The sequence below is a fragment of the Bacteroidales bacterium genome, from assembly GCA_013141385.1.
GTDB lineage: Bacteria > Bacteroidota > Bacteroidia > Bacteroidales > Tenuifilaceae > UBA8529.
This window is the reverse complement of the sequence record JABFRB010000002.1, coordinates 513,157-527,297: the sequence shown is the minus strand read 5'-3', so window position 1 is coordinate 527,297 and position 14,141 is coordinate 513,157. Positions and strand designations below refer to the sequence as shown.

12 protein-coding genes are annotated in these 14,141 nt (G+C 36.4%); 9 read left to right on the top strand and 3 right to left on the bottom strand.

The features are described 5' to 3' along the window. A partial coding sequence (locus tag HOO91_03335) for a hypothetical protein (protein ID NOU16576.1) occupies nucleotides 1–934 on the bottom strand: 934 nt, incomplete at its 3' end. A 278-nt stretch (nucleotides 935–1,212) separates the two neighbouring features. Between HOO91_03335 and HOO91_03330 the strand changes: the two genes are divergently transcribed. From HOO91_03330 to rsmA, 3 genes are all read left to right on the top strand, one after another. Continuing rightward, nucleotides 1,213–1,893 carry a hypothetical protein gene (locus HOO91_03330; GenBank protein ID NOU16575.1) on the top strand — a complete coding sequence of 227 codons (681 nt, stop codon included), beginning with the start codon at nucleotides 1,213–1,215 and terminating at the stop codon, nucleotides 1,891–1,893. A gap of 208 nt (nucleotides 1,894–2,101) precedes the next feature. Beyond that, entirely contained in the window at nucleotides 2,102–3,103 is a 1,002-nt protein-coding gene (locus tag HOO91_03325) for a hypothetical protein (GenBank protein ID NOU16574.1), read from the top strand. 630 nt (nucleotides 3,104–3,733) lie between these two features. After that, complete coding sequence (rsmA, locus tag HOO91_03320) at nucleotides 3,734–4,534, top strand: 16S rRNA (adenine(1518)-N(6)/adenine(1519)-N(6))-dimethyltransferase RsmA (GenBank protein NOU16573.1); 801 nt, start codon at nucleotides 3,734–3,736, stop codon at nucleotides 4,532–4,534. A gap of 107 nt (nucleotides 4,535–4,641) precedes the next feature. Here the strand turns inward: rsmA and HOO91_03315 are convergent, their stop codons facing one another. Then, nucleotides 4,642–5,910, bottom strand: coding sequence for an FtsX-like permease family protein (locus HOO91_03315; GenBank protein NOU16572.1), 1,269 nt, complete (start codon nucleotides 5,908–5,910; stop codon nucleotides 4,642–4,644). Between the two features lie 403 nt (nucleotides 5,911–6,313). Here HOO91_03315 and purH point away from each other — a divergent pair, with 403 nt between their 5' ends. The 6 genes from purH to HOO91_03285 are packed head-to-tail and all read left to right on the top strand — an operon-like array spanning nucleotide 6,314 to nucleotide 13,511. Beyond that, nucleotides 6,314–7,840, top strand: a complete 1,527-nt coding sequence (gene purH, locus HOO91_03310; GenBank protein NOU16571.1) for a bifunctional phosphoribosylaminoimidazolecarboxamide formyltransferase/IMP cyclohydrolase — start codon at nucleotides 6,314–6,316, stop codon at nucleotides 7,838–7,840. A gap of 18 nt (nucleotides 7,841–7,858) precedes the next feature. Further along, complete coding sequence (locus HOO91_03305) at nucleotides 7,859–8,881, top strand: rod shape-determining protein (protein ID NOU16570.1); 1,023 nt, start codon at nucleotides 7,859–7,861, stop codon at nucleotides 8,879–8,881. Nucleotides 8,882–8,919: 38 nt separating this feature from the next. After that, entirely contained in the window at nucleotides 8,920–9,741 is an 822-nt protein-coding gene (gene mreC / locus HOO91_03300) for a rod shape-determining protein MreC (protein NOU16569.1), read from the top strand. Further along, a complete protein-coding gene (locus HOO91_03295; GenBank protein ID NOU16568.1) occupies nucleotides 9,738–10,244 on the top strand; it encodes a rod shape-determining protein MreD in 507 nt (168 codons plus the stop codon). Before mreC ends, HOO91_03295 begins: the two co-directional genes overlap by 4 nt. Before the next feature lie 32 nt (nucleotides 10,245–10,276). Further along, nucleotides 10,277–12,112, top strand: coding sequence for a penicillin-binding protein 2 (gene mrdA / locus HOO91_03290; GenBank protein NOU16567.1), 1,836 nt, complete (start codon nucleotides 10,277–10,279; stop codon nucleotides 12,110–12,112). Then, a complete protein-coding gene (locus HOO91_03285; protein ID NOU16566.1) occupies nucleotides 12,096–13,511 on the top strand; it encodes a rod shape-determining protein RodA in 1,416 nt (471 codons plus the stop codon). Before mrdA ends, HOO91_03285 begins: the two co-directional genes overlap by 17 nt. An 11-nt stretch (nucleotides 13,512–13,522) precedes the next feature. On the opposite strand, the gene HOO91_03280 is transcribed toward HOO91_03285, so the two are convergent. Beyond that, on the bottom strand, nucleotides 13,523–14,110 hold the full coding sequence (locus tag HOO91_03280; protein NOU16565.1) for a DUF479 domain-containing protein: 588 nt from the start codon (nucleotides 14,108–14,110) through the stop codon (nucleotides 13,523–13,525). Nucleotides 14,111–14,141 lie beyond the last annotated feature (31 nt).

The window sequence follows — 14,141 nt, the reverse complement described above, 5'->3', positions numbered from 1 at the left end:
ACCCAAACCACGCCCCCACCACCACCGGCACTCCCAAATTAAGCAACCAAAGCAGAAGCGATGCGGCAGCAACTCCAACAGCATCGCCACCCAACATCCCAACAAACCAAGTTGCAAAGCCTGCACGAATTCCCACTTCACTGGCTGAGAATGATGGAATAAAGCTACTAAAGAGATATGTTAACCCCACGGCAGCATAAATATTAATGGCATCGGCATGAGTGCCAAATATTTTAAGTAGAATAACATATTGCGATGAGAAAACAGCGTATCGCAACGCGCTTATGGCAATTATATATATTGATACTTTGGGTTGATAACCAATCCGTAAACTCTCGCCCTTTAGTGCGCTATTCACCCAGCCAATCCGCTCGATGCGCGATGATATCCTGCCTACATTTGTAATGGCAACTAGTACAATTAACACCCAAAGGAGTACAATTAGAATCAGAAGCCAAAAGTAGATGGCTTGTGTGAATATCGCTTGCTTTACCGCTAATACCCACCATGCAATGCTTATAAAACCGAAAAGTACTGTTATCGCATTTTGCGATAAGCTACACCAAATTGCAGCCACTGCGGCTCTTCCACGAACATCGGGATCGATTAGTGCAATTCTACCCACTGGCTCACCAATCCGATTAGGTGTTAGCTGTCCCGCAACCACACCGTACCATACGGAACGCCAGCTGCTCAGGAACGAAATACCTGTAAATGGCGATAACGCTTTCCTCCACTTAACCGCCTCCAAAGCCCAAACCACAGGCATTAAAAGCAGCACAACCAAAAACCATAAATAATTTCCTGTGAAAAAGGTATCGGTAAAAGCATCCAAGCTCTTTACAATATCCGATGAGCCAATCTTAACAGCAATAAAAGCGTATGCCGCAACCGCAATCGCAACCCTTAACCCTATTTGAATTGGCCTTCGCAAACTGAATTGTTTTGATTGCTAAGATATGGAAATATTTGGTAAGGAAATGTTTGGGTTGGTCTGAGGGATGGAAGAGTTTGTTTGATGTTTTGGTTTTTTTGTTAACTTTGGGAAAGATTAATTGATATTGTAAAAGAAAGAATACAAAGATAATGACGAAACGAATTGATATTTACAATTCTGAAGATATGACATTGATAATGTCTTCAGTTCAAGATACAGAATTTTGTAACCCAATTGAATATTTTTTTGAGTCTCATTTAATGCTAATGCTTAATGTGAAAAGAGAGGCAAAAGCGCATGGGTTAGTTGAAATTTTGAAAAAGGGTAAACTATCACTTAAAGAAAAAATTGATATTGTTCAAAAAAATAAGATGGCACTTAAAACTTGGGAAAAAGAAATGTTTGACGAAACATTTGAAAAGTGGAAGCAGGAGTTTGAAACCGTGAGAAAAACCAAAGTGCCTGAAAATTTTATTGCTCTTTTTACTACAAAATCAAAAGATGAACAAAAAAAACTGTTAACAAAACAAAGGATTCTACCATATGAACTATTGGCATTTTACTGTCAAGCATACACTGATTATGGATTTACTTTTAGTGAATATAAATCAGAACATTTACCAAATGACTTAAAAGGAAAAGAATTCCCTAATTTATTTTATGAAGATAATAATGAAATACATAAAATTGGAGAAACATCATTAAGTGATGGGCAACTTAAACATGCAATAAAAAATAGAAATGTGATTGTATCCAGATTCTTAGATAAAGGGAATGAGTTTCATTGTTTTTTCACGACCCATAAAAGTTTAAAGGGTGAAGAAAGTGGGAGAGATGGGCAACCTCATTTTCATTACATATCTGATAAATTTGGACATTCAAGAGATAAGGTGCTTAGAGAGTTAAAATCAAAAAATTATAAACTTGGGACTTTACCCCATATTGATGTTTTTTGAGAATAGAAACAATCGCCCTGCTAACGCGATTTGCAATCCGTGCTAGTACAGTAACAAATAGTATTTAACAGCAAACAGAACAATAATGCATGCTAACGCAGAATACAAATTTGATAATATATTGGTAACTTTAACTCACGTATGCAAATCCTTACGAGTAGGAAGGGTAGAAAACCACCAACCTTTGGCTGCAATTAAATTAAGAAACATGAAACATTACAGATTTATAATCGGAATAGTTACTTCTCTAGCATTGTTTTGTTCTTGTGATAAAAATGACTATAACTCACAGAAACTTGACTATAGATACGAGCAAATTACCTCGAACCTGAATGAAATTATTAATTGCGTTTATTTTATTGACAGCGAAACAGGTTTTGCTGCCAATTCAGGGAAAATTTTTAAAACCATAGATAGTGGTGCCAATTGGTCAATCGACAGTCTTACTGATTTACCAATTAATTCAATCTATTTTGTTAATAATAGTATTGGATTTGCGGTAGGTGGTGAGTCACAATGTGGGGGAAATGGTTGTATCGTGCCAGGAAGTATTGTATATAAAACGTCTAATTCTGGAAATACTTGGATAAAGAAAACTATTCCATACGAATGGTCGAAACTTTACTCCGTCTTTTTTATCGACGAAAATATTGGTTTTGCTATTGGATTGGGACTTCAGATTAAAACAATAGATGGTGGTGAAACTTGGGAACAATTCGAATTTGAATATAAAGGATTAATGAACAAAATATTATTTATTGATTCTCAAATTGGATTTGCTGCAGGGTTGTTCGGAAATATATTTAAAACTATTAATCAAGGTAATTCATGGACAAAAACAAATAATAATTCGGATGGTAATATTTATGACTTTTGTTTTATTAATAAAAAAACAGGATATGCTTGTGGTCAGAAAGAAATTGTGAAAACGGTAGATGGTGGTATGTCTTGGGTAGTATTAAAAAACTCACCCATTGAAATGTACTATATACATTTTGCAGATGAAAATAATGGAATCGCCATTGGGAAAGGTCATTATACTGGTGGTGATTGGGGTACTTGGACGAATGCTATATACTTCACTTATGACGGGGGTAAAACATGGAAAATGGAAGATAATATTAATTTTGGTCCAATAACTTCATTCCCTTCAAATACAGAAGGATTTTCAGTTGTAAGGAATTCTACATTTAAGATTACAATAGAGTAATTAACTACAGCCAATAGTTAGTTATTTCATTTGGGATGATGAGGCATTTGGAGTTCTTAAAGTTTTAAATGCTCCCAAAACTCAAGGCATGGCTTCAACAGCTGTTTTTTGCTTGCTTGAGTTTCTGGCAACCGAAAAACAACCGTTTTTTTGCTTCTAAAACTTAGGGCAAGGTTTCAACAGCTGTTTTTTACTTGCCTGAGTTTCTGGCAACCGAAAAACTCCCATTGGTAGCATCAAATAGGTGCAGAGCACCTCAATATTTGTAGAACTAATCACCACCACAGAATTCTAGGTGCAGAGCACCGTAATATCTTCTTTGAACATGAATTGGGGTATTAATATTTCGGTGCTCTGCACCTAGAATGATTTTTCAACCTCTCTTTCTACAAATATTTGGCTGCTCTGCAGCAAGAGGTGTAAGTAGAGGCTGTCTGAAAAGAAGAGTTCACGAAAAGAACGCCAAGTTTTCGCTAAGTTCGCAAAGTGTATTATTCGTTATTTCAACACTTTGCGATCTTAGCGTTTTTTCTTTGTGGCTTTGCGTGAACTTATTTCAACTTTTTAGACAGCCTCAGTTTAATTGCATCCAATCCAGAAAAATCCCACCTTTGCATCAAACAAAACAAAATGCCAGCAGTACGTCCCAAAAAGAAACTTGGTCAGCATTTCCTTAACGATAAAAGGGTTGCATCAAAAATTGTTGAAAGTTTAACGGCCGAAAAATCCGATTTCGTTCTTGAGATTGGCCCTGGCATGGGCGTACTAACCGTTGAACTTATTGCCAAATTCAACGAAAGGTTTTTTGCCTCCGAGGTTGATGATGAATCGGTTGAATACCTTAATCTCACAATCCCTGCGCTTACCCCAAACCTGATTCATGGTGATTTTAATGAGATTAATCTCCCCGATAAATTCAACGGAAACCTTGCAATAATAGGGAACTTGCCATACAATATCTCTTCTCAGATATTCTTTAAGATACTGGAGAATCGAGAAATGGTAAATGAGGTTGTATGTATGATTCAAAAGGAGGTTGCACAACGCATAAGCGAAAAACCCGGGACTAAAACGTATGGAATTCTTAGCGTTCTACTTCAGGCATACTACGATATTAAATACCTATTCACCGTAAACGAAGGGGTTTTCACCCCTCCACCAAAAGTAAAATCCGCAGTAATAAGGCTTGTGAGGAACAGCACCCAAAAACTTGACTGCAACGAAGCACTATTCATTAAAGTAGTAAAAGCCGGATTTAACCAGAGACGAAAAACGCTGCGAAACTCCATTCGAGCAGTTTTTCCTAATATTGAGCTAAGCCCAAAGTTTACCAATCAACGCCCAGAAAGGTTAAGCGTGGAAGAATTTGTAGAGCTTACAAATGAGGTTGAAAAGGGATTGGCTGGAAGGCTGGAATTAGAAGTTGGATGATGGAAGTCCGAAGACGGGAGATAGTAGATCGGCGTAAACTGTAACACTGTATCACAGCCCCACAGCATCACCGCAAAACAGCATCGCAGAAGTACAGCAACACAATCTTACCCTTTAGTATTTATCGCTTCAACAGGGCTAAGTCTTGAAGCAATCCAAGCCGGAACGAATCCAGATATAATGCCAATTCCGCCTGAAATTACTATGCCTCTTATTATATTACCCACAGTAAGGGTGATTGAAAAGTCAGTAGTAGCATTTACTATGATTGTACCTATAAAAATTAGCAGTAAACCAATTACTCCCCCAGCAACTGCAAGAAGTACTGATTCGTAAAGAAATTGTATTAGTATGAAGTATCTTTTTGCTCCAAGAGCCTTTTGGATTCCAATAATGCTTGTTCGTTCTTTCACTGAAACAAACATAATATTTGCGATACCAAATCCCCCAACAATAATCGAAAACACAGCAATGAAACCCCCAGCAAAGTTTATCATCCTGAAAATATTATCGATTCCCTGCTTAATAAGATCTACCTGATTTAATGCAAAATTTTCCTCGTCAACAGGTTTTATTCTATGAAATGAACGTAGTATACCTAGCAGCTCATCCTTTAAATCATCAACACTAAAACCCTGTTTAGCCTTAACCATAATATAAGGACCAGCCCTATCGATATCAACAAATGTATTTGCAAATTGAACAGGAATAATAGCAATATTATCATGACCTGTTTCTCCAATAGCAGATTTTCCCTCTTTTTTGAATACCCCAACTACCATTGCTTTATGACCCGAAATTTTAATTTCCTTGCCAATTGGATCTGCTCCTTGAAACAGGTCGTTTGCCAACTCCCATCCAATGATTGCAACGTTTCTACCAGAATTTATCTCAAAGGATGAGAAATATCGTCCCTTTTCAATATCAAAAACCTTAATTCTATCGTAATCATCACTAACGCCTTGTATCATTCCCTCGGAGGCCTCATTTTTCATGTACTTAATGGGCTTACGTGAAAAAATACAGAAAACCGAATAACTCGCCAAATTACTCCTCCTTCTAATTTCTTCCAAATCCTTTAAGTTTGGTTGGGGTCTATTAAGATATTTCCACCAAGGATAATCACCACCCATTGCCCAAGGCCATTTTTGAACATATACAACGTTGTCGCCAATAGATTGAATGCTTTCACGAACATTTTTCTCTAAACTATCAAGAATTGTAAAAACGGAGATAATGGCGAAAATCCCAATCGTTATCCCGAATAACGACAAAAAGGTACGGAGCTTATTAACCGATATTGCATGGTATGCAAACTGCATACTCTCACGTGCAACCTTAATGAGGATAATAATTGGTTTAAAGGATTTTTTCATCACCTTTTCGGATATGTAATTTTGGATTGGCTATAGGTTTCAAAAGTAATAAAAAGATAGAATCTAAAGTCTGTGTTTTAGTTAAATACTGTGAAGGGAAATTAACATTTCTTATTTTTGAACCATCTTATACTTATGTTCAAAGTCTAAATTTAGAGATTCAATCAGCAGAAATTGAACAAAATGGGTTGAACAAAATTTGTATTTGAGGTTTGTTATCCATCATTATTGAATAAATTGCAAACACTTTTTTAAAAATGGAATACCCCTGTTTAAAATATTTTACAATTTTTTATAATTTAACCTCTTTGTTTAATGATTAATTCGAAGCTTTTAGCCAATTTTACAGCCGGGTATTAAAATCGTATTTTGAAGAAAAAAATATTGAATAGTTAGTATTATTATGAATGAGTTGAAACAGATAAGAACTGCACTAATCTCGGTTTTTTACAAGGAAAATCTCGACAAAATTGTGCACGAGCTTAAAAAACTCAACATACAAATTTATTCAACTGGGGGTACTCTGAGTTTTATAAAGGATTGTGGTGTTAATGCCACCTCTGTTGAAGAGTTAACCAATTATCCATCAATACTTGGGGGGAGAGTAAAAACTTTACATCCCAAAATTTTTGGAGGAATCCTTGCTCGCCGCAAAAATGAAAATGATCTATTTCAATTGCAAGAATATCAGATTCCTGAGATTGATCTTGTTATTGTTGATCTTTACCCTTTTGAAGAGACGGTTGCCTCTGGAGCAAGCGAACCTGAAATTATAGAGAAAATTGACATTGGAGGAGTAAGCCTTATAAGGGCTGCCGCTAAGAATTTTAAGGACGTGCTCATTATAGCATCTAGAAATCAGTACGATGAACTACTTGAAATTCTGGAAACCAGAAATGGGTCAACCAATATTGAGGATAGAAGAAAATTTGCTACTGAGGCATTTAATATCACCTCAAATTACGATGTAGCCATATTCAACCATTTTAGCGGAGATTTCCCCAAACCTGCATTCAAGCAAAGCATTCAGGGGGTTAAGAGTCTTCGATACGGGGAAAATCCACATCAAAAAGGAGTTTTCTACGGTTCATTCGATGATCTCTTTGAACAACTTCACGGTAAAGAGATATCATACAATAACCTACTTGATATAGATGCCGCTATTAACCTGATTGCTGAGTTTGAAGAACCAACCGTAGCAATACTTAAGCATAATAATGCTTGCGGCTTAGCAACGAGGAATAACCTGTTACAAGCATGGCAAGATGCTTTAGCTGGCGATCCCATTTCAGCATACGGAGGTGTTATCGTTGTTAACAAGATGATAGATTTGGAAACTGCCAATGCAATGAACACCCTTTTCTTCGAGGTTATAATTGCTCCGGGTTATCAATGCGAAGCTCTTTCGATTTTAACCAGCAAGAAAAATCGAATAATTCTACTATCAAAGAATATTTCCTTACCACAATATCAGTTTAGATCATTACTATCGGGTACATTAGTTCAGGAGCGGGATTCGAGTATGGAAACCGAAAAGGACATGAAACCGATAACAATTAAGACACCTACTAAGAGTGAGATTGATGATCTTATCTTTGCAAACAAAATAGTAAAGCATTCAAAATCAAACACTATTGTGCTGGCAAAAAATAATCAGCTTATTGCAAGCGGTGTTGGGCAAACTTCGAGAGTTGATGCGCTTAAGCATGCAATTGAGAAGGCAAAAGGATTTGGATTCGACCTTAAAGGCTCTGTGATGGCCTCCGATGCGTTCTTTCCATTCCCTGATTGTGTAGAAATTGCCGATAAAGTTGGTGTTACAGCAGTTATTCAGCCTGGAGGATCAATTAAAGATCAGGATAGTATTGACTATTGTAACAATCATAATATGGCAATGGTATCCACCGGAATTAGACACTTTAAACATTAAAATTATTAAACAACTAATATGGGACTTTTTTCATTTTTAACGCAGGAATTAGCTATCGATCTGGGAACAGCCAATACGATTATCATTTACAATGATAAGATTGTTGTGGATGAGCCCTCTATTGTGGCTATCGATCAATCCACCGGAAAACTTATAGCAATTGGGGAAAAAGCAAGACAGATGCATGGTAAAACGCATGAGAATATTAGAACCATACGTCCTCTTCGCGATGGGGTAATTGCAGACTTTAATGCAGCTGAGCAAATGATTAGGGGAATGATTAAGATGATTAACTCTAAAAACAAGCTCTTCTCCCCTTCGTTACGAATGGTTGTTTGTATTCCAAGTGGTAGCACCGAAGTTGAAGTCCGAGCCGTTCGTGACTCTTCTGAACATGCAGGTGGTCGCGATGTATATATGATTTATGAACCGATGGCAGCTGCCTTAGGAATTGGCTTGGACGTTGAAGCGCCTGAAGGCAATATGGTTGTTGATATAGGAGGTGGAACTACCGAGATTGCTGTTATTGCACTTGGTGGCATTGTTTGTAATAAATCTATAAGAATAGCTGGTGATGGGTTTACTGCCGATATTCAAGCATATATGCGCCATCAGCATAATATTAAAATTGGAGAACGTACCGCTGAGGATATTAAAATTGCTGTGGGATCAGCTTTACCTGATTTAGAGAATCCACCCGCCGATTTTATTGTTCGTGGACCAAACTTGATGACGGCATTGCCCATTGAAGTACCTATTTCGTATCAAGAAATCGCGCATTGCCTTGATAAATCGATATCTAAAGTTGAAGCAGCAATTCTGGGAGTACTTGAACAAACTCCCCCGGAACTTTATGCAGATATTGTTAAAAAGGGTATCTACCTTGCTGGTGGTGGTGCATTACTTAAGGGTTTGGACAAGAGATTAACCGATAAGATTAATATCAAGTTTAGCGTTGCCGATGATCCTTTACATGCTGTTGCTAGAGGAACTGGTATTGCTTTAAAGAATGTTGATAGATTTCCATTCCTAATGCGATAATTGTAACATCCTGTTGAACATTAACCAACTAACCAAAAATGAATAGCCTTCTTCGATTTCTAGAAAAGTATTACTTCCTTATTCTATTCATCGTACTTGAAGGCTTCTCAATTTGGTTACTTGCAGATCATAACTATTACCAAAAAGCAAGTTTCGGAAATCTTAGCCGCAGCATTTTAAGCGTTGTAGATAATCAGAAGCATAATATCGAACAATATTTTAGGCTTAGGCAAAACAATATTGAATTGGTTGTTGATAATGTAGCCCTTCGAAATGAATTAGCCCGTCTTAAAAATAAACTTGAAGCAAATAAGAATTCTCTAACTGATTCTATTGGAGGAGTTAAGTATACATATTCGCCTGCTAGAATAGTCAATAATTCAATCAATAAACAGAATAACTATATAACGCTCAATGTTGGAACGAATGATGGTATTCAGCGGGAAATGGGGGTTATAACAAAAGATGGTGTTGTTGGGGTTGTGGCATCGGTATCAAGTAATTTCTCCACAGTAATATCTTTGCTTAATACCAACTGGAAATTATCGGCAAAGCATAAACGCTCTGGAGTTTACGGTTCATTATACTGGGATGGATTAAATTATCGCAAAGTAATTCTTTCAGAAATACCCCAACATGTGAACCTTGCTGAAGGAGATACTATCGTAACTAGTGGTTATTCTACTATTTTTCCACCCGACATTCCACTAGGAACCATTGAGGATTTTGAGTTTAAGGGTGGTAATTTTTACATCGTTAACGTTAAGTTGCTTTCCGATTTTAAAAGACTCGATTATGTTTATGTGATTAAATCGCACCAAGCAATCGAAAGGAATCTTCTCGAAAATCAAGAAAAATGAGTAAACTACTATCTCGATATGCGATAATGTTTGCTGTGTTAATGGCACTTCAACTTTTGGTATTAAATAATATCAACCTTGGGGGCTATATCAACCCATATATTTACATTTTATTCATTATGCTCCTACCCTTCGAGATCCCGGGTTGGATTCTTCTTATTTTTGGTTTCTTGACTGGCCTAATAATTGATGCTTTTTCAGGAACACTAGGTTTGCACTCATCAGCAACTTTATTTATTGCATTCATTAGGCCTACCATATTATCAAATATATCAACTCACGATTCTGTGGACAGAAAAGGAAGTCCTTCCTTGGTAATTAACGATATAGGATGGTTTATAAAATACACTCTAATAATAGTGTTAATCCATCATTTTATACTTTTTTACCTCGAAACTTTCACATTTGTACACTTCTTCTTCACCCTTTTCAGAATTATTCTTAGCACAATAATAACTTCAATATTCATTCTTCTTAGCCAATTATTTTTTTTCAATAAGTAATTTTATTCAAACAAAGCTAGGTGCAATTAAATATAACGACCGACAAAAAGTACATAATATCAGGTATTATCCTAATATTTTGTATAGTGCTAATAATAAAACTATTCATGTTGCAAATAGTTGAACAATCCTATAAACTTTCTGCAAGTAATAATGTATTAAGATATATCCCACAATATCCTGCAAGGGGACTTATTTACGATCGCAAAGGGAGTCTAATTGTTTACAACCAAGCGGCTTACGACTTAATGGTTGTGAAAAATCAGGTTAAAGCATTTGATACAACAGAGTTAGCAAAAATCCTTGAGATCTCCTATGAGCAAGTAAAAGATGGATTTACCCAAATTAAAAGAGTTAAAGGATATTCCCCTTATAAACCATCAGTATTTCTCAAACAAATCTCGGCTAAAACCTACGCCGTACTTCAAGAAAAGCTTTACCAATTCCCGGGTTTTGAGGTACACCCACGTACGCTTAGAAGTTATCCCCACAAAATGGCTGGTCATCTGCTAGGTTATGTGGGTGAAGTTGATGATGATGTAATTAACAAAAACCCGTACTATCAACTTGGTGATTATATTGGAATCAATGGTTTAGAGAAATCTTACGAGAAAGAATTAAGGGGCAGTAAGGGGGTTAGCATTTATATGGTAGATGTGCATAACCGGATTAAAGGATCCTATGAAAACGGCTTGTATGATTCCGCGGCAGTTGTTGGAAACGATATTATATGCACAATTGATGCTAATCTGCAAGAATATGGCGAGAAGTTAATGACCAATAAGATAGGAAGCATCGTTGCAATTGAACCAAAAACAGGAGAAGTTCTTGCTATGGTATCGAGCCCTTCCTATGATCCAGAACTCCTTGTTGGTAGAGATAGAACAACAAATTACAGATTTCTACAAAATGATACACTAAAGCCAATATTCAACAGGGCTTTAATGGCACTTTATCCTCCGGGTTCTACTTTTAAGATAGTTAATGGGTTAATTGGAATGCAAGAAGAAGTAGTTTACCCGACAACACGTTATGGTTGTGCAGGTGGGTTCCCAATAGGAAGAGGTGTTGGTTGCCACATCCACCCATCCCCACTATCGTTTACGCAGGCAATCCAGATGTCATGTAATACTTATTTTTGCTATGTCTTTAGGAGTATTATCGACAAATCTATATTTGGTTCTGTTGAGAATGGTTTTTCGGATTGGAAAAAGCATGTTGAATCATTTGGCTTTGGCAAAAAATTAGGAATTGATCTACCAAATGAACTTAGAGGAATTGTTCCATCCGTTAGTTTTTATGACCGATACTTTAGGAAAGGTGGATGGAATTCATTAACTATTATTTCGTTAGCAATAGGTCAGGGGGAACTTGGCACAACTCCTCTACAAATGTCAAATCTTGCTACTGTAATTGCTAATAGGGGTTACTATTATTCACCGCATGTTGTTAAGGAGGTAAAAGGGACTAATGGTATTGATCCAAAATTTACTGAAAAACATTATACTACTATTGATTCTACTTGGTTTAACTATGTTGTTGAAGGAATGGACATGTCCGTTAATGGAGGGGCGGGGGGTACTGGTTTAATTGCCGCACTGCCCAAAATTAGGGTTTGTGGTAAAACTGGTACTGCACAAAATCCCCATGGGGCAGATCATTCCGTTTTTATTGCTTTTGCACCTAAGGATGATCCTAAAATTGCTATTGCTGTATATGTTGAAAATGCTGGTTTTGGGGGAACATGGGCTGCCCCTATTGCAAGTTTAATGATTGAGAAGTATTTAACTGATTCAATTGCTCGACCCGATTTGGAAAAATTAATGTTCGAAAGTAAACTCCTTGACCGCCATGCAAACAAGAAATAGTTCCTGGAGAGGTTTCGATTGGACTACCATATTCATTTATCTCGCATTAGTATTTATGGGCTGGCTAAATATATATGCAGCCGTATATAGTGATGCACATAGCAGCATACTAGATTTTACTCAGAGATATGGAATGCAGCTGATTTGGATAATTTTTGCGCTCGTATTAGCTTTATTTGTTTTGCTTATCGACCGTAGAGTTTATTTTGTATTCGCTTATCTCTTCTATGCCTTAGCAATCGTTCTTCTCATAGTCGCATTGCTTTTTGGAAAGGTTATAAATGGTGCACATTCTTGGATTCAAATTGGATCCGTTGGAATACAACCAGCTGAATTTGCAAAAATTGCCACTGCATTAGCTATAGCAAAGCTTACAAATGTTTATAACTTTAAAATTCTACAACCAAAATCTCTACTACAAATTGGCTTTATCCTATTTCTGCCTGCTGTAATAATTCTTCTCCAAAACGATACAGGTTCTGCAATGGTATATGCCGCACTGATCCTTGTACTTTATCGAGAAGGTCTTCCTAATTGGATTATGTTGTATTTTGTTTTAATAGTAGTGTTATTCATCCTAGTTATTATTTTTAGCAACACTACTGTTCTAATTTTAGTATTTGGATTAACAATGATCCTTTTTGCAATTATTGGAAACAGAATAAAGGAGATGCTTATTTACACAATAGCATCAACTATTATTGGGGTAATATTATACTATTCAATCAGATACACTGGATACAGTTTATCTTCAACCTATATCGTCTTAATTGCAATAACTATTGGCATTCCAGTAGCATTGATTTATGCATTTTTTCGTCGTGTTCGTTTAATCTACTACCTCTCACTATTCCTTATAATAAATACAGCCTTTACTCTTTCTGTTGATCATATTTACCATAATGTACTTGCCACCCATCAACAAAAACGAATTAACGATTTATTAGGAATCGAAGATGATACGCAAGGCTGGGGGTATAATGTTAATCAATCTAAAATTGCAATTGGTTCTGGCGGATTCTTGGGAAAGGGTTATCTACAAGGAACACAAACCAAGTATAATTTCGTTCCCGAACAAAGTACCGATTTTATATTTTGTACTGTAGGTGAAGAGTGGGGCTTTATAGGTTCATTGGTAGTAATATCGCTTTTTATGATTCTACTACTAAGGTTAATAATGATTGCTGAAAGGCAACGAGAAGCATTTTCAAGAATTTATGGGTATGGAGTGGTATCGATAATTTTCTTCCACGTTTTTGTAAATATTGGTATGACCATTGGTTTGTTTCCTGTGATTGGGATTCCGCTTCCATTTTTTAGCTACGGAGGCTCCTCGCTTTGGGCTTTTACTATTCTACTCTTTATTTTTATTAAATTGGATTCCTCACGATTAGGATAAACCAAAACGAATTAGAATTTGATATCATATTTGTCACCAACAAATGCAATCATTTCGGGGAAAAGTGTATTGAAATTAAAGAATATCTTTTCGTAGTTTAAATTCAGAGTTTCAATTGCATATCCCGGTTTGCTGGGCAATGAGGTTACAGAACTCATTATCTCAATTGCTTTACCCAAACCCTCTTTGGTTCGATAACTGTATAGTCTATTACTTTGAATCATAAATGGAAGGAATTCTCTAACTCGAACAGGGAGAAGGGTATATTTTAGAACCATTTGTAAGTAAAACCTCCGAGTATACGATTTAAGATTAGACTCAGAGTATCGATACCACTCATTCGCTAACACATAATCGAACAGAACATCTACAACAACCCCAGCATACTTACCATACCCGGGGCGAAGTAAATGTATACATTCTTGGGTTGAGAGATGTTTATCAGTAAAGGAATCAATATCACGATGCAAGGTTATTCCCTTTTGAACGCCTTCAGGGTATTGACTGTAACTCTTCCCTTTAACGTAATCACCAATAAAATTACCTAACCGAACTTCAACATCCGATCCAGAAAGGTATAGGTGTGCTAAGAAGTTCATTTATGGGATCTTGTTTTTTAATGTGTAATTA